The 22,526-nt window shown below is 74.8% G+C and carries 18 protein-coding genes and 1 riboswitch; of the genes, 7 read left to right on the top strand and 11 right to left on the bottom strand.

Annotation, left to right across the window (positions count from 1 at the left end; genetic code table 11):
* Positions 1-257: 257 nt before the first annotated feature.
* The 5 genes from ddaH to E1O70_RS15525 all read left to right on the top strand — a co-directional run bounded on the left by ddaH (position 258) and on the right by E1O70_RS15525 (position 5,886).
* Positions 258-1,187 carry a dimethylargininase gene (gene ddaH, locus E1O70_RS15545; protein WP_061268056.1) on the top strand — a complete coding sequence of 310 codons (930 nt, stop codon included), beginning with the start codon at positions 258-260 and terminating at the stop codon, positions 1,185-1,187.
* Positions 1,184-2,488, top strand: a complete 1,305-nt coding sequence (gene rocD / locus E1O70_RS15540; protein ID WP_082774540.1) for an ornithine--oxo-acid transaminase — start codon at positions 1,184-1,186, stop codon at positions 2,486-2,488. Before ddaH ends, rocD begins: the two co-directional genes overlap by 4 nt.
* Before the next feature lie 10 nt (positions 2,489-2,498).
* The gene (locus tag E1O70_RS15535) at positions 2,499-3,782 is read left to right on the top strand and encodes an aspartate aminotransferase type Ic (RefSeq protein ID WP_021482572.1); all 1,284 of its coding nucleotides are present in this window, start codon (positions 2,499-2,501) and stop codon (positions 3,780-3,782) included.
* A 251-nt stretch (positions 3,783-4,033) separates the two neighbouring features.
* Complete coding sequence (locus E1O70_RS15530) at positions 4,034-5,035, top strand: daunorubicin resistance protein DrrA family ABC transporter ATP-binding protein (protein ID WP_034651234.1); 1,002 nt, start codon at positions 4,034-4,036, stop codon at positions 5,033-5,035.
* On the top strand, positions 5,035-5,886 hold the full coding sequence (locus tag E1O70_RS15525; protein ID WP_051028222.1) for an ABC transporter permease: 852 nt from the start codon (positions 5,035-5,037) through the stop codon (positions 5,884-5,886). The genes E1O70_RS15530 and E1O70_RS15525 overlap by 1 nt, the downstream gene beginning before the upstream one ends.
* Before the next feature lie 49 nt (positions 5,887-5,935).
* On the opposite strand, the gene E1O70_RS15520 is transcribed toward E1O70_RS15525, so the two are convergent.
* The 3 genes from E1O70_RS15520 to E1O70_RS15510 form a co-directional block, all read right to left on the bottom strand.
* Entirely contained in the window at positions 5,936-6,883 is a 948-nt protein-coding gene (locus E1O70_RS15520; protein ID WP_061268055.1) for a universal stress protein, read from the bottom strand.
* Between the two features lie 187 nt (positions 6,884-7,070).
* Entirely contained in the window at positions 7,071-7,883 is an 813-nt protein-coding gene (locus E1O70_RS15515) for a C40 family peptidase (protein ID WP_370670915.1), read from the bottom strand.
* A gap of 7 nt (positions 7,884-7,890) precedes the next feature.
* Positions 7,891-8,051, bottom strand: a riboswitch (cyclic di-AMP (ydaO/yuaA leader).
* 166 nt (positions 8,052-8,217) lie between these two features.
* Complete coding sequence (locus tag E1O70_RS15510) at positions 8,218-8,928, bottom strand: iron-dependent transcriptional repressor DtxR (RefSeq protein ID WP_021482469.1); 711 nt, start codon at positions 8,926-8,928, stop codon at positions 8,218-8,220.
* 246 nt (positions 8,929-9,174) lie between these two features.
* Between E1O70_RS15510 and serC the strand changes: the two genes are divergently transcribed.
* Positions 9,175-10,317, top strand: a complete 1,143-nt coding sequence (serC, locus tag E1O70_RS15505; RefSeq protein WP_061268053.1) for a phosphoserine transaminase — start codon at positions 9,175-9,177, stop codon at positions 10,315-10,317.
* Positions 10,318-10,412: 95 nt separating this feature from the next.
* Here serC and E1O70_RS15500 read toward each other — a convergent pair whose 3' ends face one another.
* From E1O70_RS15500 to E1O70_RS15475, 6 genes are all read right to left on the bottom strand, one after another.
* On the bottom strand, positions 10,413-11,759 hold the full coding sequence (locus tag E1O70_RS15500; protein ID WP_061268052.1) for an MFS transporter: 1,347 nt from the start codon (positions 11,757-11,759) through the stop codon (positions 10,413-10,415).
* On the bottom strand, positions 11,756-12,214 hold the full coding sequence (locus tag E1O70_RS15495) for a MarR family winged helix-turn-helix transcriptional regulator (protein WP_021483075.1): 459 nt from the start codon (positions 12,212-12,214) through the stop codon (positions 11,756-11,758). The genes E1O70_RS15500 and E1O70_RS15495 overlap by 4 nt, the downstream gene beginning before the upstream one ends.
* A 157-nt stretch (positions 12,215-12,371) precedes the next feature.
* Positions 12,372-13,721 carry a mannose-6-phosphate isomerase, class I gene (gene manA / locus E1O70_RS15490; protein WP_082774528.1) on the bottom strand — a complete coding sequence of 450 codons (1,350 nt, stop codon included), beginning with the start codon at positions 13,719-13,721 and terminating at the stop codon, positions 12,372-12,374.
* Positions 13,722-13,730: 9 nt separating this feature from the next.
* Positions 13,731-15,206 carry an NCS2 family permease gene (locus tag E1O70_RS15485; protein WP_021483129.1) on the bottom strand — a complete coding sequence of 492 codons (1,476 nt, stop codon included), beginning with the start codon at positions 15,204-15,206 and terminating at the stop codon, positions 13,731-13,733.
* A gap of 85 nt (positions 15,207-15,291) precedes the next feature.
* Positions 15,292-16,023 carry a hypothetical protein gene (locus E1O70_RS15480; RefSeq protein ID WP_061268051.1) on the bottom strand — a complete coding sequence of 244 codons (732 nt, stop codon included), beginning with the start codon at positions 16,021-16,023 and terminating at the stop codon, positions 15,292-15,294.
* A gap of 40 nt (positions 16,024-16,063) precedes the next feature.
* Complete coding sequence (locus E1O70_RS15475) at positions 16,064-17,578, bottom strand: sugar transferase (RefSeq protein ID WP_061268050.1); 1,515 nt, start codon at positions 17,576-17,578, stop codon at positions 16,064-16,066.
* A 447-nt stretch (positions 17,579-18,025) separates the two neighbouring features.
* Between E1O70_RS15475 and E1O70_RS15470 the strand changes: the two genes are divergently transcribed.
* Positions 18,026-18,289, top strand: coding sequence for a DUF2530 domain-containing protein (locus tag E1O70_RS15470; protein WP_051028378.1), 264 nt, complete (start codon positions 18,026-18,028; stop codon positions 18,287-18,289).
* On the opposite strand, the gene E1O70_RS15465 is transcribed toward E1O70_RS15470, so the two are convergent.
* Both E1O70_RS15465 and E1O70_RS15460 read right to left on the bottom strand, forming a co-directional pair.
* Complete coding sequence (locus tag E1O70_RS15465) at positions 18,265-21,423, bottom strand: sacsin N-terminal ATP-binding-like domain-containing protein (RefSeq protein ID WP_061268049.1); 3,159 nt, start codon at positions 21,421-21,423, stop codon at positions 18,265-18,267. The two genes, E1O70_RS15470 and E1O70_RS15465, sit on opposite strands and share 25 nt — an antisense overlap.
* The gene (locus E1O70_RS15460) at positions 21,420-22,526 is read right to left on the bottom strand and encodes a DUF3027 domain-containing protein (protein ID WP_076406196.1); all 1,107 of its coding nucleotides are present in this window, start codon (positions 22,524-22,526) and stop codon (positions 21,420-21,422) included. The genes E1O70_RS15465 and E1O70_RS15460 overlap by 4 nt, the downstream gene beginning before the upstream one ends.

Raw genomic sequence — 22,526 nt, 5'->3', positions numbered from 1 at the left:
CGTGGCGGGCCGGTCCGGCCGCGCGGTCGTCGCGAGCGGCGTCTCGGGCTCAGCGATACGGTAACGATATATCGATAGAATATCGCTGTCAACACCCTCGTCGCTCGCGCGCCGTCCCAGGACGCGCACACCTCACGGACGTACGCTGACTTCCAGCAGCCAACCGGCAGCCCACCAGCAGCACCGGACGCATCCCCCGTCCGGCACCCACCCGGGCCGCACCACCCCGGCGGCCCGGCTCCCGCGAGGAGGCGGCGATGCGCCCAGGCCAGCCCCGGCACTACCTGATGTGCCGGCCGACGTACTTCACCGTCAGCTACGAGATCAACCCCTGGATGGACCGGCGCACACCGGTCGACACCGCGCTCGCGGTCGCGCAGTGGGAACGCCTGCGCGACACCTTCCGCGACCTCGGCCACACCGTCGAGACGATCGACCCCGTCCCCGGCCTGCCGGACATGGTCTACGCGGCCAACGGCGCGACCGTCGTCGACGGCCTCGTCTACTCCGCGCGCTTCGCCCACCCCGAGCGCGGGCCCGAGGGACCCGCCTACCTCAAGTGGTTCGCCGACCACGGGTACGTCACCCACCTGGCGGAGCACGTCAACGAGGGCGAGGGCGACCTGCTGCTGGCCGGCGACGTCGTGCTCGCCGGCACCGGCTTCCGCACCGAGCGCGCCGCGCACGCCGAGGCCGCGGCCCTGTGGGGGCGGGAGGTCGTGACGCTCGAGCTCGTGGACCCGCGGTTCTACCACCTGGACACGGCGCTCACCGTGCTGCGCGGCAACGAGGGCACCGTCGGCACCCGCGGGGCCAGCCACGCCGCGCACCCCGACGACACCACCCACCCCGCGCTCACCGGCCCGCCGGCCGTCGACGTCGCCTACCTGCCCGCCGCGTTCTCCCCCGCCGCGCAGGAGGTGCTGCGCGAGCGCTACCCCGACGCGCTCCTCGCGACCGAGGAGGACGCCGCCGTGCTCGGCCTCAACGCGGTGAGCGACGGGACGCACGTCGTGCACTCGCCGCGCGCGGGCCGGCTCGCCGCGGCGCTCCGCGAGCGCGGCTACGAGACGGTCGCGGCGGACACGTCGGAGCTGCTCCGCGGCGGCGGCGGGGCCAAGTGCTGCACGCTCGAGATCCGCGAGCCCGCCGTCCCCGCCCCGGCGCCGACCGGGAGCGCGTCGTGACCGCCCAGGAGGTCCGCGCGTCGGACGGCGGCACGGGCGCGAGCAGCGCCACCGGCCCGCTCGACGGCGACCGGCCCGCTGACGGCAGCGGCGGCGGCGCGCTCGCGCACAACTACCACCCGCTGCCCGTCACGGTCGCGCGCGCCGAGGGGTCGTGGGTCACCGACGTGACCGGTCGCCGCTACCTCGACCTCCTCGCGGGGTACTCGGCGCTCAACTTCGGGCACCGGCACCCCGCGCTCGTCGACGCCGCCACACGCCAGCTCGGCCGCGTCACGCTCACGTCGCGCGCGTTCGACCACGACCTCCTGCACCCGTTCGCCGAGGCGCTCGCGGCGCTCGTCGGGCCGCTCACCACGGGCGGGGCCGACTCCCTCGTCCTCCCGATGAACACGGGCGCGGAGGCCGTCGAGACCGCGATCAAGACGGCGCGCAAGTGGGGCTACGACGTCAAGGGCGTGCCCCCGGGCGAGGCGACGGTCGTCGTCGGCTCCGGGAACTTCCACGGCCGCACGACGACGATCGTGTCGTTCTCCGACGACCCCGACGCCCGGCGCGGGTTCGACCCGTACACGCCGGGGTTCCGCCTCGTGCCGTACGGCGACGCCGACGCGGTCGCCGCCGCGATCGACGACACGACCGTCGCCGTGCTCCTGGAGCCGGTGCAGGGCGAGTCGGGCGTCGTCGTGCCGCCCGACGACTACTGGCCGCGCCTGCGCGCGATCACGACCGCGCGGGACGTGCTCCTCGTGGCCGACGAGATCCAGTCCGGCCTCGGGCGCGCCGGGGCGACGCTCGCGACCGAGACGTGGGGCGTGCGGCCCGACCTCGTGACCCTCGGCAAGGCGCTCGGCGGTGGGATCGTGCCGGTCTCGGCCGTCGTCGGGCGGCGCGACGTGCTCGAGGTGCTCACGCCCGGGACGCACGGCAGCACGTTCGGCGGCCACCCGCTCGCGTGCGCGGTCGGGCTCGCGGTCGTCGAGCTGCTGCGCACGGGCGAGCCGCAGCGACGCGCGCGCGAGCTCGGCGCCGGGTTCCAGGACCGGCTCACCGGGCTCGTCGACGCGGGCCTGCTCGACGGCGTCCGCGGCCTCGGCCTGTGGGCGGGCCTCGACCTCGACCCGGCGCGCGGGACGGGCCGCGACCTGTGCGAGGCGCTGCTCGCGCGCGGCGTCCTCGCCAAGGACACGCGCGGCTCGACCATCCGCCTCGCTCCCCCGCTCACCATCGCGGCAGAGGACCTCGAGACCGGGCTGTCCGCCCTGGAGGACGCCCTGACGGACCTTGCGCGGGGTCGGTAGAGTCCGGAGGGTGACCACGCCCGAGCCCACCGCACCCGGTACCACCACCCTCGCGTCGTCCCTCGACGACCTGCGTCGCGCGTACGCCGACCTGCAGGCGCTGGGGCTGAAGCTCGACCTCACGCGGGGCAAGCCCTCGGCCGAGCAGCTCGACCTCTCCGAGGCCCTGCTCGCGCTCCCGGGCGAGGGCGTGCACACGGACGCCGACGGCACGGACGTGCGCAACTACGGCGGCCTCGACGGGCTGCCCCAGCTCCGGCGCATCTTCGCCGAGCTGCTCGGCGTGCCCGTCGAGCAGCTCCTCGCGGGCGGTAACGCGAGCCTCACGCTCATGTACGACACGCTCGTGTACGCGACGCTCTTCGGCGTCCCCGGGTCCGAGCGCCCGTGGGGCCGCGAGGAGAAGGTCCGCTGGATCTGCCCCGTGCCCGGCTACGACCGTCACTTCTCCGTGTGCGAGGCGCTCGGCATCGAGATGGTCACCGTCCCCATGACGGCGGACGGCCCCGACGCCGCGGCCGTCGCCGCGCTCGTCGCCGACGACCCGACGATCAAGGGCATGTGGGTCGTGCCGACGTACGCGAACCCCGACGGCTCGGTCGTCACGGAGGAGGTCGCGCGGGCGCTCGTGTCCGTGCCCGCCGCCGCCCCCGACTTCCGCATCCTGTGGGACAACGCGTACGCCCTGCACCACCTCACCGACGACGAGGTCCGCAGCGCCGACGCGATCGCGCTCGCCGCCGAGGCCGGCCACCCGGACCGCGTGATCCTCTACGCCTCGACGTCGAAGATCACGTTCGCCGGCGCGGGCGTCGCGTTCCTCGCGTCGTCCCCCGGGAACGTCGCCTGGTACAAGAAGCACCTGTCCGCCCAGTCCATCGGCCCGGACAAGGTCAACCAGCTCCGGCACGCGCTGTTCTTCGGCGACGCCGACGGCGTGCGCGCCCACATGCGCAAGCACCGCGACATCATCGCCCCCAAGTTCGACGCCGTGACGAGCATCCTCGCCGACCGCCTCGGCGGCACGGGCGTCGCGTCGTGGACCGAGCCGAAGGGCGGCTACTTCGTCAGCCTCGAGGTCGTGCCGGGCACCGCGTCGCGCGTCGTCGAGCTCGCGAAGGCCGCGGGCATCGCGCTCACGCCCGCGGGCGCCCCGTTCCCCTACGGCAAGGACCCGGAGGACAAGGTCCTCCGCCTCGCCCCGACTCTCCCCCCGATCGAGGAGGTCCGCGTCGCGATGGACGGCGTCGCGACGTGCGTCCTCCTCGCGGCCGCGGAGCACGCCGCTCGGTAGACGGCCCCGGACCGCGAGGTAGAGCCTCCGGCCGCGAGATAGAGCCCCCGGGTTCTCCCTCGCGGCCGGAGGCTCTACCTCGTTCCGGCGCGTCTCTTCGCTCCTGGCGCATCGCGCTGGTCAGTCTCCCCTTCTCCGGCGCACGATGAGAGGGGTGCGCGACCGATGAGTTCTGCCGACCCGGGCGGTCGGTGGGTGCGTGGGTGGCCCGGACGCTCCGGGCGGCCCGTCGGCAACGGCCAGGAGGGGACATGACCGAACCTGCACGCGGCGACCTCGCCGTCGAGGCGCGCGGCCTCGTCAAGCACTTCACGACCGGCAAGTCGGTGACCAAGGCGGTCGACGGCATCGACCTCCTCATCCCCGAGGGCACCGTGTTCGGCGTCCTCGGGCCGAACGGCGCGGGCAAGACGACCGCCGTCCGCATGCTCGCGACGCTCCTGCGCCCCGACGCGGGCACGGCGCGGGTCCTCGGCCACGACGTCGTGCACGACGCCGACAAGGTGCGTTCCGTCGTCGGGCTCACCGGGCAGTACGCGTCCGTGGACGAGGACCTCACGGGCACGGAGAACCTCGTCATGCTCGCGCGGCTGTACGGGTTCCTCGGCGGCACGGCACGCGGTCGCTCGGCCGAGCTGCTCGACGCGTTCGGGCTCGGGGACGCGGGAGACCGCCAGGTGAAGACGTACTCGGGCGGCATGCGGCGGCGCATCGACCTCGCGGCGAGCCTCGTCATGAGCCCGCGCGTCATCTTCCTCGACGAGCCGACCACCGGGCTCGACCCTCGGAGCCGCAACCAGGTGTGGGACATCGTGCGCGTGCTCGTCGCCGACGGCGCGACCGTGCTGCTCACGACCCAGTACCTCGAGGAGGCGGACCAGCTCGCCGACCGCATCGCCGTGATCGACCACGGCAAGGTCATCGCGGAGGGCACCGCGACCGAGCTCAAGCGGTCGGTGGGCGAGGGCGCGGTGCACCTGCGCCTCGCCGACGCGACGCAGCGGGGCCGGGCCGCGGAGGTCGTGGGCGCGCTGCTCGGCACGGACATCACGCTCGCGAACGACCCGTACGCGTTCACCGCGCGCGTGCCCGACGACGGCGCGGCGGACGTCGCGCGGATCCTGCCCGCCCTCGGCGACGAGGGGATCGTGGTGCCCGAGTTCACGCTGGGCCAGCCGAGCCTCGACGAGGTGTTCCTCGCGCTCACCGGCCAGCCCATGGACGACGACGAGACGATCGAGGAGGTGGCCTGATGGCCGCGGACCCCACGACCACCGCCGCGGAGCTGCGCGCCCCGGAGGCGAACGCGCTGCGCGCGGCGGTCGCGCTCGACCGGCGACCGGACCGGCCGTCGCCCGTCTCGGCGACCCTGACGTACACGTGGCGCGCGCTGCTCAAGATCAAGCACGTGCCCGAGCAGCTGTTCGACGTCACGGTCTCGCCGATCATCTTCACGCTGATGTTCACGTACCTGTTCGGCGGCGCGCTGGCCGGCGACGTGCAGAGCTACCTGCAGTTCCTGCTGCCCGGCATCCTCGTGCAGGCGGTGCTCTTCACGACGATCTACACGGGCTACACGATGAACACGGACATCAGCAAGGGCGTGTTCGACCGGTTCCGGTCGCTGCCCGTGTGGCGGCCCGCGCCGATCGTCGGCGCGCTGCTCGGCGACACCGTGCGCTACACGATCGCCTCGGTCGTGACCCTCGCGCTCGGCCTCGTGCTGGGCTTCCGCCCGCCGGGCGGCGTCGTCGGCGTGGTCCTGGGGATCGTGCTGCTGCTGGTGTTCGCGTTCGCGCTCAGCTGGGTGTTCACGGCGCTCGGGCTCGTGCTGCGCTCCCCCAACGCCGTCATGGGCACGTCGATGCTCGTGCTCATGCCGCTCACGTTCGCGTCGAACATCTTCGTCGACCCGTCGACGATGCCCGTCGTGCTGCAGCGCTTCGTCGACGTCAACCCGGTCACGCACCTCGTCACCGCGGTGCGCGGGCTCATGGCGGGCGAGCCCGCGACGGAGGGGATCGTGTGGGTCCTCGTGGCGTCCGTCGTCCTCACCGCGATCCTCGCCCCGATCACCATGCGGCTGTACCGCAACCGGAGCTGACCGCGCGCACTGGGCACCTGGCGCCGTGGTGCCCAGGCGTGCCGGCGGCTCAGCCCTCCTGGGCCGCCGGCACCTCGTCCTCGCACTTCTTGGTCACGACCATGACGGGGCACGCGGAGTGGTGCAGCACTGCCTGGCTCGTGGAGCCCAGCAGCAGGCCGCGGAACCCGCCCCGCCCGCGCGAGCCCACGACGATGAGGTCGGACGCCGTGGAGAACTCCGTGAGGAGCTCCGCACCCGTGCCGTCGAGCACGATGCGCTTGATCGTGAGCCCGGGGTGCTCCGCCTCGTGGCGGTCGATGATGACGTTCAGCCCCTCGGTGACGTCGGCCAGGACCTGCTCGTGGTCGATCGACGCGGGGAGCCACGCGAGGAGTCCCGCACCGGCGCCGACGGGGACGCCGGCGACCGCGACGAGCTCGGCGTCCCAGGCCCGGGCCTGACGGATCGCGTGCCGCAGCGCGATCTCGGCGGACGGCGACCCGTCCACCCCGACGACGATCCGGCGCAGGTCCCGCACCGGCGGCAGCTCCTGCGCGCCGCCCTCGTCGTCCTTCCCGCCCGCGCGATACGGCACGACGACCGTCGGGCAGTGCGCGTGCGCGGGCAGCGCGGAGGAGACGGTGCCGAGCAGCCGCTCGGTGAAGCCGCCGCGCCCCCGCGTGCCGACGACGACGAGCGCGTGCTCGCGCGACATCTCGACGAGGACCCCCGCGGCGTCGCCGGTCGTGACGGTCGCCGTCGTGCGGACGCCGGCGCCCTCGGCGCGGGCGCGAGCCTCTTCCAGGACGGCGCGCGCGCCCTCCTGGATGGCCGAGTCGTCGAGGGCCGCGTAGCCGCCGTCGAGCGACGCCGCCGTGAACGACGGCAACGAGTAGGTGCACACGATGTGGAGGGGCCACCCCACGCGCAGCGCGTACGCCGCGGCCCAGTCCAGGGCGTGGAGGCTCGGCGCCGAGCCGTCGACACCGACGAGGACGGATTCCGTGCGGGTCATGAGCGACTCTCCTCTCGACGGCCCGGTGCCATCGGACGACCAACCTAGCCGAGACCAGGCCCGGCCGTCCGTCTGCCACGAGTCACGAACACGTCAAGAATGCCACGAACCCCGCCCGCTCGCGCAGAGTGCGAGCGGACGGGGTTCGTCCAGCCAGTGACCGCGGGGGTCCTGATCGGGTGAGCGATCAGGCCACGCGGATGAAGGTGGGGTTCGACTGCCAGATCTGGCGGAACTGGACCGACTTCCCGGGACGCGGGGCGTCGATCATCATGTTGTCGCCCGCGTAGATGGCGATGTGGCCCGGCGTCCAGATGAGGTCGCCCGGCTGCGCCTGGTCGCGCGACACCTTGGTGCCGACCGAACCCTGGGCGCCCGACGTGCGCGGCAGGTTGATGCCGACCTGCGCGTAGACGTAGCTGGTGAAGCCCGAGCAGTCGAAGCCGTCGGGCGTGGTGCCGCCGTAGACGTACGGGACGCCCACGTAGCGGGCCGCGATCGAGACGATCGACGAGCCGTGCGCCGACGCGGGGGCGCCGACGGACGCCTCCTGCTGGGCCGAGGCCTGCGACTCGTCGGACGACGACGACTGCGTGGACTGGCGCTCCTGCGTGCGGCTCGTCTGCGTGGTGCGGACGGGCTCGGGCTCCGGCTCCGGCTCCGGCTCGGGGGCCGGGGTCACGGTGACCGGGGCCTCCTCGATGGTGAACGCCGCGTCGGCCGCGACGGTCACGGCCGGGGCGGCCTCGAGGGCCTGGCGGGCCTGCGCGGTGAGGGCGCTGAGGTCGACGGCGTTGAGCTTGCCGGACTCGTTGTCGACCGGGGCGGCCGTCGCGGGGGCGGCGGCGCCGATCATCGAGACGATGAGGCCGGAGGACGCGGCGACGACGGCGGTACGACGACCGACGCTCGACATCTGGTCCGATGCGGCCTGGGCGATGGTGCTGAGTGGCGTCACGGGACGCCGCGCCGCGCGGTGGCGGGCGCGAGTCGTGCTCACGGTCACTGTTGCCTCTCCTGGACGCCTGCGAGGTCAGCTGTCGGGTTCGGGTGGAAGAGTCACCCGGCCTGGCGGACCGGAGTCCGTCGGGCTTCACCCCAAGGGCGCTGTCTCCAGCACCCGGAAGTGGGTCCCCCGTCCCTGTCATCGGGTCGTCGTGGGCCTCTCGCGGTGACAGGGTTAGGCGTTCCGCGCGAGGTCTCCGCCAGATGGGTATCCCGACGGAGCAGGACGACCGTACAGGACCCCTCGGCAAAAGTCACGTTCCCATCACGACGGAACGCGGCCCCGCGCATCGCCGCAGGTCACGGCGTTTCCCCCGGTGAACGGGCGGCTATCCGCGGGCGACGAAGAGGTGGCGCGCGACGTCGTCGGGCAGGTCGAGGACGACCGGCGCACCCTCTCCCTGCACGGTGACCCCGCCGGCCGGTGCCGGTCGCACGACGAGCGTGCGGCGCGGCAGCACCCCGGCCTGGGCGAACCGCGCGAGGAGCTCGACGTCGACCTGGACCGGCTCGGCGATCCGCTGGAGCACGACGCGCACCTCGCCGCCGCCGAGGCCGTGCTGGGCGAGGTGGACGGGGAGCGACACGACGCCGTCGAGGAAGTCGACCTCCTCGAGCTGCTCCCCGAGCTCCGGCAGGCCCGGGATGGGGTTGCCGTACGGGTCGAAGTGCGGGTGGTCGAGCAGCCCGAGGAGCCGCTCCTCGACGAGCTCGCTCATCACGTGCTCCCAGCGGCACGCCTCGGTGTGCACGTACTCCCAGTCGAGCTTGATGACGTCCGTGAGGAGCCGCTCGGCGAGCCGGTGCTTGCGCATGACGCGCGTCGCCTTCTCGTGACCCGCGGGCGTGAGCTCGAGGTGGCGGTCCCCCGTGACGACGACGAGCCCGTCGCGCTCCATGCGCGCGACCGTCTGCGACACCGTGGGCCCCGAGTGGCCGAGGCGCTCCGCGATGCGCGCGCGCAGCGGGACGATGCCCTCCTCCACGAGCTCGTAGATCGTCTTCAGATACATCTCGGTGGTATCGATCAGATCGGTCACGTCACGCTCCCAGTCGCTCGTCGGCTCGGGGCGCCCGGTCGTCGCTCCACGGGGCGCCTGCCCGCACCGGCGGGCCGCTGGGGGTCAGTCTATGGCGAGCCCGTGACCCGACCGCGGTGTCGTCCAGAGGCACCCGTGGTGCCTGGTGGCCCGCGCCTCCCCGCGGGCCCCGGCGCGGACCGTGCGGTGACGCACGGCCTGTGGACGAGGCTCCCGGGGCGCGCCGCGCGCGCGTAGGGTGACGCCGTGCCCGATCTCGCGAACACCTCGATCACGATCCCCTCGGACCTCCTGCCGGCCGACGGCCGCTTCGGGTCCGGGCCGTCCAAGGTCCGCGCCGCGCAGGTCCGGGCGCTGTCCGACGCCGGCACCTCGCTGCTGGGGACGTCCCACCGGCAGGCGCCCGTCCGGTCGCTCGTGCGCCGCACGCGCGAGGGCCTCGCCGCGCTGTTCGCGCTGCCCGACGGCTACGAGGTCGTGCTGGGCAACGGCGGCTCCACGACGTTCTGGGACGTCGCGACGGCGTGCCTCGTCCGCTCGAAGGCGCAGCACGCGGCGTTCGGCGAGTTCGGCGCGAAGTTCGCCGCCGCGACGACCGCAGCGCCGTTCCTCGCGCCGTCCCAGGTGATCTCGGCCCCCGCCGGGACCGTCGCGCTCCCGGAGCCCGCCGACGACGTCGACGTGCACGCGTGGCCGCACAACGAGACCTCGACCGGCGCGATGGCGCCCGTGCGCCGCGTCCCCGGCTCGCGCGAGCGCGGCGCGCTCACGCTCGTGGACGCCACGTCCGGCGCGGGCGCGATCCCCGTGGACGTCGCGGAGACCGACGTCTACTACTTCGCGCCGCAGAAGGTCTTCGGGTCGGACGGCGGCCTGTGGCTCGCGCTGTGCTCGCCCGACGCGCTCGCGCGCGCGGAGGAGGTCGAGAGCAGCGGCACCCGCTGGGTCCCGGAGTCGCTGTCGCTGCGCACGGCCGCGGCGAACTCGCGCCAGGACCAGACGCTCAACACGCCCGCGATCGCGACGCTCGTCATGCTCGCCGAGCAGGTGGAGTGGCTCCTGGGCAACGGGGGCTTGGAGTGGGCCGCCGCCCGTTCCGCCGAGTCGGCCGCGCACCTCTACGGGTGGGCGGACTCGCGCGAGTGGGCGACGCCCTTCGTCGCGAACCCGGGGGAGCGGTCGACGGTCGTCGGCACGATCGACCTGGACGACGCGATCGACGCGACGACCGTCGTCGCCGCGCTGCGCGAGAACGGCGTGCTCGACGTCTTCCCGTACCGCAAGCTCGGCCGCAACCAGCTGCGCGTCGCCATGTTCCCGGCGATCGAGCCCGACGACGTCCGCGCCCTCACCGCGTGCGTGGACCACGTCGTCGACCACCTCGGCTGACGAGCGCGCGACCGACGGCCGCGCCCAGCACGAGGCCGGTGCCGCCCGGGAGACCGGGACGGCACCGGCCTCGTGGCTCGGCGGGAGGGGCGCTGTCAGGCCGCCCGGGCGGCCTCCTGCGCGTCCTCGGCCTCGATCCGGCGCCGCGCCTCGGCGCGGGCGGAACGGTCGGTCGGGGTCCCGGCGTCGAGGTAGCGCACCACGAGGTGCGGGCGCTGCAGGACGCGGTACCGGACCTCGAGGTGCCAGTTGCGCACGGCCCAGACGGCGGCGCCCACCGCGACGAGCGCGGCGGTGATCGACCCGACGCCGATCGCCCAGCGCGGGCCCCACGCCTCGGCGATCCAGCCGACGAGCGGGGAGCCGACGGGCGTCGCACCGAGGAACACGATCATGTAGAGCGACATGACGCGCCCGCGCATGACGGGGTCCACGGACATCTGGATGGTCGAGTTGGCTGCGGTCATCATGGTGAGCGACGCGAGCCCCACGGGGATGCACGCGACGGCGAAGCTCGCGTACGTGGGCATGAGCGCCATGACCCCCGTGGCGACGGCGAACCCGAATGCGGACCCGATGACGAGCCGGACGCGCGGGCGCTCCCGGCGCGCGGCGAGCAGGGCCCCGGTGAGCGACCCGATCGCGAGGATGGACCCGAGGATCCCGTACTCCCCCGGCCCCATGCCGAACTCGACCTTCGCCATCATCGCGGACGTGAGCTGGAAGTTGAGCCCGAACGTCGACACGACGCCGACGACGACCATGATGACGATGATGTCCGTCCGTCCGCGCACGTACCGGATGCCCTCGCGGATCTGACCCTTCTCGCGCGGCGCGCTGGGCAGCACGTGGAGCTCGCGCGTGCGCATGTACAGCAGCGCGAGGATGGTCGCCCCGAAGGTCACGCCGTTGATGATGAACAGCCAGCCGGAACCGACGGCGGCGATGAGCAGCCCGGCGACGCCCGGGCCCACGAGGCGCGCCGCGTTGAACGACGCGCTGTTGAGCCCGACGGCGTTGGAGAGCTTGTCGGCGGGCACCATCTCGGCGACGAACGTCTGGCGCACGGGGTTGTCGAACGCCGAGACGACGCCGAGCAGGCCGGCGAACACGTAGACGTGCCACAGCTCGACGTTCCCGGACAGCACGAGCGCGCCGAGACCGAGCGCGAGCAGTCCCATCGCGCCCTGGGTGGCCATGAGGAGCCGACGGCGTGGCAGCCGGTCGGCGAGCAGGCCCGCCCACGCGGACAGGGCGAGCACGGGTGCGAACTGCAGCGCGGTGACGACGCCGACGGCGACGCCGGAGTTGTCAGTGAGGTCGCTGAGGACGAGCCAGTCCTGCGCGACGCGCTGCATCCAGGTGCCGACGTTCGCGACGAGCGCGGCGCCGAACCAGACGCGGTAGTTGTAGTACTGGAGGGAGGAGAACGTGGTGCTCATCGGGCGGCGATCCGGGTCAACAGCTCACTGGCGCGGGCCAAGGTCTCTCTTTCGTCAGGAGTGAGGGAGGACAGCTGCTGCGTGAGCCACGCGTCCCGGCGGCGCCGCGTCTCCTTGACCTCGCGCACGCCGGCGTCCGTGAGGCGCACGACGACCTGCCGGCGGTCGCTCGCGTGCTCCCCCTTCTCGACGAGACCCATCTCGACGAGGGCGTTGACGGCGCGGGTCATCGACGGCGGCCGGACGCGCTCGTGCTCCGCGAGCTCGCTGGGCGACATGGCGCCGTGCTTGTGCAGGACGGTGAGGACGCCGAACCGCCCCTCGGGGAGGTCCGCCTCGCCGCGCTGGGCACGCAGCCGCCGGGAGATCCGGGTGAGCGCGACCCGCAGGTCGCCGCCGAGCGTCGCGGGCCGGTACTGGTTCCGGGTAGGAGCAGTGAGGTCCGCAGCAGGCATGATAGTTACCCTAACTCATTACCCTAGGTAAGAAAAGAGGTGGAGGTCACTCCCGAGGCGCGCCGGAGAGACACCACACATGGGCGCGCGCAGCGCCTCGGCAGGTGCCGGTCGGCCCTGCGGCGAGGACGCGAGGGCGGTCTGCTCGGCGGTCGGGTCAGGGCACGTAGGCGACGACGACGTCACCCTCGCCGTCCACGACGACGGCCCCCGTGCCGTGCGGGACGAACACGGACTCCCCCCGGACGAGCCGCGTCCCGGCCCCGGCGTCCGCGCGGTCGGCCGCGAGCGTCACCGCGCCGTCGAGGCACAGCACGACGCGCGGACCGGCGGCGGGCAGAGGCACCGCGCCCGCGACCCGGCCGGCCCGGAGCGCGAACTCCGCGACGGGCGCGCGGTAGGCGACGAGGCCGGTGCCGTCGTCGACCAGCCGCGGTCGCGCGGCCGGACCGGGCGTGCACGTGGCGCACTCGAGCAGGGCGTTGACGTCGACGAGCTTGCTCGTCAGCCCGGCCCGCAGCACGTTGTCGGAGCTCGCCATGATCTCGACGGCGCACCCGGACAGGTACGCGTGCACGTGCCCCGACGGGACGAACATCGACTCCCCGGGCTCCAGGGTGACGCGGTTGAGCATGAGGGACACGACGGCGCCCGGGTCGCCCGGGTGCTGCTCCGCGAGCGCGAGGACGGTCGCGTCGGCACGGCGCGACGTGCGCCGGCCCCCCGGCGCGGGCGCCGCCGGCTCGCGCCCGGCCCGGGCCCGCACGGACGCGACGGTCAGCGCGAGGTCGGCCGCGACGTCGGGCTCCGCGCGGGCGTGGAGCGCGAGGGTGAACGCCTCGCGGACGCCCGCCTCGGTGGGGCGGGCGCGCAGGGTGTCGCGCATCCGTCCGGCGAGCGCGCCGTCGAGCCCGTCGAGCAGCTCGAGGATGCGCGCGGGCCGGCGGAACCCGGAGAGGCCCTCGAAGCGGGAGACCGCCACGACCATCTCGGGCTTGTGCTGGTCGTCGTGGAAGCTGCGCAGCGGCGAGTCGCGCGCGACGCCCTCCCGGTTCTCGCGGTTGAACCCGGCGCGCGCGAGGTGCGGGCGCGGGTGCACCTGCAGCGAGAGCGCGCGATCGGCGGCGAGCACCTTGAGGAGGTACGGCAGCCGGGGCCCGTACTGGTCGAGGACGCGCTGGCCCAGCACCCCCACCGGGTCCGCGCGCACCAGGTCCGCGAGCGTCGTGCCCGACGCCGTCTCCGCGCCCGGGTGCGACGTCCCGCCCGGGCGGGCGCCGCCGTCGGGCACGACGCGCGACGGCGCGAGCGGGTGCGCCCCCATCCACAGCTCGGCCGCCGGACGACCGTCCGGTACCACCCCCAGGAGGTCCTGGATCGCCGACGTCGAGCCCCAGTCGTACCGCTGGACGGTGTTCTCCAGCCGGTAGAACGACGACGGACGAGCGCCGGGGAGGGCGTCGTCCACCGACGCCTCCCCCGACCGCTCGTCCGCCGCGCTCGTCATGGGCCGAGCCTAGAGGCCCAGGGCGTCCCGGATGGGGCCGAGGAGGAAGTACACGACGAACATCGCCGCCGCGACCCACATCAGCGGGTGGATCGCCCGGACCTTGCCGAGCGCGAGCTTGATGAGCACGAAGGCGAGGAAGCCCGCCCCGATGCCGTCCGCGATCGAGTAGGTGAACGGCATGACGATGATCGTGAGGAAGGCGGGGATGCCGATCTCGACGTTCTTCCAGGAGATGCCCGCGATCTGCGTCATCATGAGGAACCCGACGAAGACGAGCGCGGGCGCCGCGGCCTCGTACGGGACGAGGGCGACGAGCGGCGACAGGAACGTCGCGAGCAGGAACGCGACACCCGTGACGACCGACGCGAGGCCCGTGCGGGCGCCCTCGCCGGCGCCCGTCGTCGACTCGACGAAGCTCGTGTTCGACGACACGGACCCGGCACCACCGGCCGCCGCGGCGATCGAGTCGACGACGAGGATCGCGCGCGAGCGCGGCGGGACGCCCTCGGCGTCGTTGAGGCGCGCCTCGGCGCCGACGGCGACCATCGTGCCCATCGAGTCGAAGAAGTCGGCGAGCAGGAGCGAGAACACCAGCAGGATCACGGTGACGGTCGCGATGTTCTGGAACGAGCCCAGGAGGGAGAACTGGCCGAGGAGGCCGAAGTCCGGGACCTGCACGACGCCGTCGAACGTGGGCGCGTTGAGGTTGAAGCCGTCCGGGTTCGAGCCGTCGGGGGCCTTCGCTCCGATGTGGAGCGTGTTCTCCAGCACGACGGCGAGCACCGTCGCCGTGAGGATCGCGACGAGCAGCGCGCCCTTGACCTTGCGCACCCACAGCACGATCGTCAGCACGAGGCCCACGACGAACACGAGGATCGGCCACGTGCCGAGGTTCCCGAGCGCGAGGAGCGTGCCGCTGCCCGCGGTGACGAAGCCCGCGTTGACGAGGCCGATGAGCGCGATGAACAGGCCGATGCCGACGCTGATGGCGGTCTTCAGCTCGAGCGGCACGGCCCGGAAGACGGCCTCGCGGAACCCGGTGAGCACGAGCACGAGGATGATGAGGCCCTCGATGACGACGAGGCCCATCGCGTCCGCCCACGTGACCCCGGGCAGCGACGCGATCGAGTACGCGACGACGGCGTTGAGACCGAGCCCGGCCGCGAGACCGAGCGGGAAGTTCGCGAAGACGCCCATGGCGAGCGTCATGACGCCCGCGACGAGCGCGGTGGCCGCGGCGATCTTGCCGAAGTCCGGCTCGGCGCCCCCGCCGAGGAACTGGCCCGTGCCGTCCTGGACGGTCCCGATGATCAGCGGGTTCAGCACGATGATGTAGGCCATCGCGAAGAACGTCACGAGACCGCCGCGGATCTCGGTGCCGATCGTCGAGCCACGCTCGGTGATCTTGAAGAAGCGGTCGATCGCGCCGCGCGCAGGCGCGGGGGCGTGCTCGTCCTCACGGACGGAGGTGGGGGTGGACATGGGGAGAATGCTGCCAGAACCGTGTGACCGCGCGGTAACGCGCCGGACACGGTCGGGCATCGCCCGCCCGGGTCGTCCGTGCACGTCAGGCCGCGCCGACGGCGTCGAGCGCCGTCCGGGGTGTGCTCGACGCCACGTCGGTCCGCCCGGACGTCGCGGCGACGTCGTGCGCACGGGGCGCCCCGTGACCGTGCCCGAGGGACTCGGCCGTCGCGAGGTCGGTGACGCTGCGCGGCGCGCCCGAGGCGAGCTGGACCGCGTGGAGGACGTCGAGGATCGCGTTCGCCCGCTCCCCGGCGGGGCCCGCGGGGACGCCGTGCACGACCCGGGCGGGGTGCAGGAGGTCGACGACGGCGTGGCCCGGCCGGTGCTCGTCGGGCACCCAGGCGACCGTGGCCGGGACGCCGTCCGCGGCGAGGCACGCGGCGAGCAGCGCGGCGGTGCCCGCGGGGACGCGGGCGCGCCCGACGACGAGGTCGCCGGGGCCGAGGTGCGGGGCGAGGCCGTCGAGCGCGTCTCGCAGCGCCGCGACGCGCGCCGCACCGCCGACGTCGGGCGTGGCCCCGGCGCCGACGCAGAGCAGGTGCACGCGCGCACCGGCGACGGCCGTGCGGTCGGTCGTCGGGCGCAGGCGCCCGCTCACGAGGCCGAGCGCGAGGAGCCGGGGCAGCCGCGGCTCAGCGGTCCTCGACGCGGAGCGGAGCGCGGCGAGCGCGCGCGGGTCCGGGTCGAGAAGCACGACCTCGTGCCCGGCGGCGGCGAGGCAGGCCGCGTGCAGGACGCCGCGGCGACCGCCTCCCGAGACCGAGACCCGCACGACGCACCTCCTCCTGCCCGCCCCGACACCGCGGCGGGCCTCAGTAGGCCCCGGAGCCGGAGAACACCGCGCGCGCCGTGCGCGCGAGGATGAGGAAGTCGCCGAACATCGTCCAGTTCTCCACGTAGTACACGTCGAGACGGACGCTCTCCTCCCACGACAGGTCCGACCGGCCGCCGACCTGCCACAGGCCCGTGAGACCGGGCTTGACCAGGAGCCGACGGCGGACCTTCTTCTCGTACTTCTGCACCTCGCGCGGCAGCGGGGGCCGCGGGCCGACGAGGCTCATGTCGCCGCGCAGGACGTTGAAGAGCTGCGGCAGCTCGTCGAGCGAGTAGCGGCGCAGCACCCGGCCGACGGGCGTCACGCGCGGGTCGTCGCGCATCTTGAACAGGAGGCCGGAGCCGTCGTTCTGCTCCTCGAGCTGCTCGACCTCGCGGTCGGCGCCCACGCGCATCGAGCGGAACTTGAACATCGAGAACGTGCGACCGTTGCGCCCGACGCGCTCCTGGCGATAGAGGACGGGACCGCAGCTCGTGAGCCGGACCGCGAGCGCGACCGCGACGAGCACGGGCAGCGCGACGAGCGTGATGAGGGCCGCGCCCGTCCAGTCCACGACCGACTTCACGGCGAACTTGGGCCCCGTGAAGCGGGGCGCGTCCACGTGCAGGAGCGCGACGCTCTCGGCAGGCGTGATGGTGATGCGGGGGCCGGCGACGTCCGCGAGCTCCGCCGTGAGCATGAGGTCGACGCCGAACGGCTCGAGCTCCCAGCCCAGGCGGCGCACGACCTCGGCCGTGATGGCGTCCGAGCCGGAGACCGCGACGACGTCCGCGCCCACCCGGGTCGCGACCTCGCCCGCGTGCCGGAGCTCGCCGAGCACCGGGACGCCGTGGATCTCCTCGCCCGCCCCGAACCCGCCCGACGGGACGCACACGCCGACGACGCGGTAGCCCGACTCGTCGCGGGAGTTGAGGTCACGGATGAGACGCTCGGCCTGGTCACGGTGCCCGATCGCGAGCACCGCCGACCGCATGCCGCCGTGGGCGCGCTGACGGTGGAGCCACTGGCGCCACGCGTATCGGCCAACGAGCAGGCCGCCGAGCCCGAGGGGGAACGCGAACGCGAGGTAGCCCCGGGTCTCCGGGAAGCGGAGCAGGAAGGCGAGGACGGCGAGCACCGCGAAGAGGCGCCACGACGCGTCGAACACGCGGTGGTACTCGGTGGGCCCGCTGCCCATGACGCGGGGGTCGCGCGTCCGGCTGGCCACGAGGGACACGGACCAGGCGACGCCCACGAGCACGGACAGCACCACGTAGGGGACGCGGGCCCGGCTCACGGGCTCGTCGATCACGGCGTCCCAGCGCAGGAAGTAGGCGACCAGCACGGCCACGACGATCACCACCGTGTCGGTGACGAGCAGCCGACGGCGGTAGGCGACCTCCCAGCCCTGCGCGGCGAACGCGGCCCGAGCGGCGCGGATGCGTGCCGCGGGCGACGCGGTGAGAAAGGTGCGCAGACCTCGTCTCGTGTCGTCGGTGACGCTGTGGGACATGCGTCCACCTCCGGTCGGCTCCACACCCTGCATGGCGACTCATCCTAGGTTCGAGAAAGTGCGATAACGAGGGTTGACGAGGGCTTTCACCCGGGTGAGAAGGCGTTCCGGACGACTGCTGTCCGGAAGGTCCCCGGCCGCAGGATCCTGCGGTTCTCACGTCGACGGCATATCGCGGAGGAATTCACTGGACAGGTGTCCAGGTCTGGCGTTCCGCAGCACGCGACGCAGCGTACGGAGAAGGCGTGAGGGAGTTCCCACCCACAGACCGGGGCGGTTCGAGCTGGACGGGCGACCACGAGCGGGAGAGCGTGGTGGGCCGCTTGCATCGTAGCGCGCGGTTGCGGGTGCTCCGGACGTGTGCTCACACCAGAGGAGAAGAGACGCAGGTCACGCCAGTGACGCGCCGTGGGGGTGAAAAAACCGGCGCGTCGCTACGATGCTCGGGTGCCCTCGGTCGTGACCCTGCTCCTCCACCCCGAACGCCGGCGCCCCGACCCGGCGCCCTGGCGGGTCGACCTGCGCGTCGTCATCCTCGCCGGCATGGCGCTCTGGACGGTCGCGCTCGTCGTGTGCGCCGTCCTGCTCGCCACCGGGACGCTCGCGCCCCGCGCGGTCGCGACGTGCGCCGTCGGGCTCGCGCTCGGCGCGCTCGGGCTCGGCTGGGAGCGGCGGAACCGGACGCGCTACCGCGCGTCCGCCGACGACTGAGGGTCGTCCCAGGCCGTCCGCGCCACCGCGCCCTGCGCCCCGCGCGGGTCGCGGAGCACCTCCTCGAGCAGGTGCCGCGCGCGGTAGCGCCCCGCGACGGCGGCGAGCGCCGCCGCGAGCCCCGCCGGACCGGTCGCGTGCACGACGACGTCCGCTCCCCCACGACCCTCGACCCACCACGGGACCGCGACCCCGCCGACGCGGAGGTCGTCGTGCCGTTCCCAGGTGCGTGGCAGGGGCGCACCGACGACGGCCACTACCTCGGCCGGGACGTCCTCGCGACGCCCGGCGGCGTCCGGCGCCGGAGCGGTACCGGCGACCGTCGCGACGTCGAGCAGGTCCGCGAGGTCGTCGACCAGGTCCCGTCCGGCGGGCACGAGCGGGCGCAGCGGGACCCACATCGGGTCCGCGGCCACCGCGACGTCGTCGGCCGCCGCGACGACGACCGTCCCGCCGTGCAGCGCGGGTACCCGCGCGGGGGCCGGGTCGAGCCGCACGCCGCTCTCCGCCAGCGTCTCCAGGGCGCGCCACAGTGCCAGCGCGGCCGCGGCGTCGACCGGTGACCCGACGCGCGGCAACCCGTCCAGCAGGTCGGCCCACTCCTCCGGGTCGAGCTCGGCGAGGTCGTGCACGCCCCCGACGGCGGCGAGCGAGGCGTCGTCGAGCCCCGCCACCTCCGGCGGTGCCGGACGCAGGAACGCAGAGGCGGGGCCGCCGTCGAGCGCGAAGGGGCCGCCGAGCTCCTCGCGCAGCCACCACGCCGTGTACGACCGGGCCGACGCCGCGCGCCTGCCCTCCGCGCGCACGGGCGTCAGCAGCGCCTCCCGCGCCGCGGGGTCGCCCGCGAGCCGGGCGAGCACGTCGGGCCACGCGCCGTCGGCCACCGCGTCCAGGTCCGCGACGGCGAGCACGTCCCCCACGTACGCCTCGGGGCCGAGCGTCGCCGCGAGGTGCTCGAGGTACCCGGCCCAGTCGGAGAGCCAGCCCTCCGGCGCGTGCGGGTCCAGGTCGGGCTCGTCGTCGTCCGACGCGGGCGTGAGGACGTCGCGCACCCGCAGCGCGGTCGGCCCCGCCGCCGCGCCCACCGCGCGCAGCGCCGGCTCGCCCCAGCGCGCGACGACCCCCGGGTCGACGACGTCGAGCCCGTCGAGCACGTCCGCCGCCCAGGTGCCCGGCAGGGCGCAGCCGCGCACGGGCGACCAGCCGCCGTCCGTCGTCGGGACCGGGAGCTCGCCCCACCAGAACGGCAGCACGTCGCCGGCCGGGTCCCGGACGTCGCGGAGCGCGGCGGCGACCAGCGCGAGCAGCCGCTCGACCTCCGCCGCGGGGTCGTCGCCCGCGTCGGCGGCGTCGGCGGCGGCGAGCACGCGCTCGCGCACCGCGCCGTCGGCGAGCACGGCGCGCAGGTCCGTCGCGCGCGCGCCCAGCCGCTCGAGCAGCGGGTGCGCAGCCCGCGGGTCGACGACGCGGAGACCGAGGTCGGCGGCGTCCCGCGCGTCGAGCGTCCCGCCGTCCATGCCGTCGTCCGTGCCGTCGTCGAGGAGCAGGAGGCCGCGCGCCCCGCGCACGACCTGCCCATCGAGGAGCGGGACCGGGAGCGCGCCCAGCGCCTCGAGCACCGACCGGTCCCCCGCGTGCGGCGCGAGCGCGTCGTACAGCGCCCGCCAGCGCTCGGGGTCGGCGACGAGCGGGAGGTCGTCCACGACGTCGGCCAGGTCCACGACCTGCGCCCCGAGCGACCGCGCGACCGCGCGCAGCGGGCCCGGCACGTCCACGAGGTGCGCCGCCCCGAGCTCGACGCGCACGCGCGCGTCGCCCACGTCCCCGGCGAGGACGCGCGCCTCGGCGGGGACGAGGAGCCGCCGCTCGGCCCGCTGCGGCGCACCGTGCTCGTCACGGTCCGCGAGGATCGACGGGCCTTCCCAGGTCTCGTCGAGCGAGAGGCCGGGCTGGTCGGGGGGCACGTCGAGCGGGAGGAGCGGCGTGCGGGCCAGGGCCGCCGTCGCCGCAGTGCGGACCCCCGCGTCGACCGCGCTCGCCGGCAGCCCGGTCGGGACGAGCGCGAGCACGTCGGCACCGCGGTCGGCCGCGAGCGACCCGAGGAGCGCCGCGAACGCGCGACCCGCCTCGTGCGCGACGTGATCCGTCACGGCACCGCGCGGGACGTGCCGGCGCGCGGGGTCGAGCGGGAACGTCGCGAGGAGCAGGGCCGGGAACGTGAGCCGCTCGTCCGTCGGGGTGGGGGCGTGCAGCACGGTCGGCGCCGCTGCGTCGTGGGGCAGGGCCCAGGTCACCGACCAGCGGTCCGCGCCGCGCTCCTCGACGGGACGGTCCGCGAGGAGCGCGGGGTCGAGCGTCCCCTCGCGCCGCAGCACCGTCCAGCGCTCGTCGACGTCCGCGACGCGGCGCTCCGCGACGCCGTCGCCCGCCACGACGACCTCCGCGAGCGCGGGCAGGGCGAGCAGCAGCGGGTCGCCGAGGTCCGCGAGCTCGGCCCGCACGGCGTCGAGCGCCGCGTCGTCGCGCAGCTCGACCTCGACCACCGTGTCGTACCCCGCCGGCACCTCGACATGCGCCGGGAACGGGAGGCGCAGCACCGGGAGCCGGTCGCCGCGCCCCGCGACCTCGGCGGCGAGGTCCGGGCGGTCCGCCACGACGTCGTCGAGCGCGACGCGCGTGCGGTCGAGCGAGAGCTCGACGGCGTGGTCTCCCGCGCCGACGCGCACGCGGTCCGCGACCGAGCGGACTGCCGCGAAGCCGACCCCGAAGCGCCCCACCGTGCGCGGGCCATCGGCTGCGCCCGCGCCCCGACCCGTGGCCGAGGCCCGCATCGCGACGAGCGACGCGACACCCGCCGCGTCGAGGGGCTCGCCCGTGTTGGCCGCGCGCAGCACCCAGCGCCCGTCGGGGTCGGACGGCGCGTGCAGGCTCAGCCGGAGGCGGCCGGGGACACCTGCGCGGACGGCGGCGTCGGCGGCGTTCTGCGCGAGCTCGACGACGACCCGCCCCCGGTACGACCCGTGGGCGTGGTCCTCCTCCGTGTTCGCGTCCTCGCGCAGGCGCGTCGGCGAGGACCGCCACGCCTCCAGGACCGCACGACGCAGCGCGGCCGTCCCGAAGACGTCCTGCGTCACTCCCGCGGCTCGTCCGGCGCGGCGTCGACGGCGGCGCCCGGCGCGGTCTCGTCCGGCGTAGCGTCGAGGTCAGGGGCGGTCTCCGCGTCGTCCGGCACGGCGTCGGGGACCGGGGCGGTCTCCGCCTCGTCCGGCGCGGCGTCCGGCTCGACGGCCACGGCCGCGGAGTCCTCCGGCGCGGTGTCGACGGGCGTCGGGGCGTCGGCCACCGGCGTCGGCTCGTCCTGCGCCGCCGGAACCGTCTCGTCCGCGGCAGTGTCCGTCGGCGCGGCCCCGTCCCGGGCCGCCTCCTTCCGGGCGACCGCGGACTCGAGGAGCGTGACGATCTCGACGTGCAGCTCGTCGACGAGCGGGTCCGGGTCCGGCCACTCGCTGCGCTGCGGCTCGACGTCCGTCTCCGAGTGCGCGCCGCAGCCGTGGTCGAGGCTCACGACCTTGCCGTCGTCGGGCGACCACTCGTTCGCGCACACGCCGAAGACCTGGCCGAGGCTGCCCTGGAGCGGCACGAGGAAGCCGCACGACCCGCAGTCGGCCGCGGCGGCGACGGCGCCGCGCGTCGTCGGGCCGCGCGACCCGCGGTACCAGCGCTCCGCGGCCTCGTCGCGGCCCTGCGGCGACAGCACGCGGGCACGCGCGAGCGCGAGCTCCTCGATCGCGACGGCGTCCTGCTCCTCGTCGCCCGTGGGCACGTAGCCGGGCTCGAGGCGCGGGTCGTCGGCGCGGAAGGGCAGCACGTCGCCCGGGCCGACGTCGCCCGGGCGCAGGCGCTCGGACCACGGGAGCCACGACGGCGCGAGCAGCGCACCGTCACCGGGCAGGAGCTCGACCTCGCACACCGTGGCCGTCCGGCCGCGCGGCACGCGCGCGAGCGTCACGGTCCAGTGCCAGCCGCGGTAGCCGCGCATCGTGCACGCGAACCGGTGGGAGATGAGCCGGTCCGCCTCGGCGACCGTCCCGAGGTGCTCGCCCACGTCCTCCGGGCTCTCGGCCACCTCCTGCGCCGCGGCGCGCGCGAGCTCGACCGCGCCCGTGAGCACGGCGTCCCGCGCCGCGCGTGCGGAGACTCCTCGGACGCGCTCCTCTGCGGCTGCCACGGCGGACAT

It is taken from the genome of Cellulosimicrobium funkei (assembly GCF_004519295.1).
Classification (GTDB): domain Bacteria; phylum Actinomycetota; class Actinomycetes; order Actinomycetales; family Cellulomonadaceae; genus Cellulosimicrobium; species Cellulosimicrobium funkei.
Note: the sequence above shows the minus strand (reverse complement) of the source record. Positions and strands in the feature narration are given on the sequence as shown.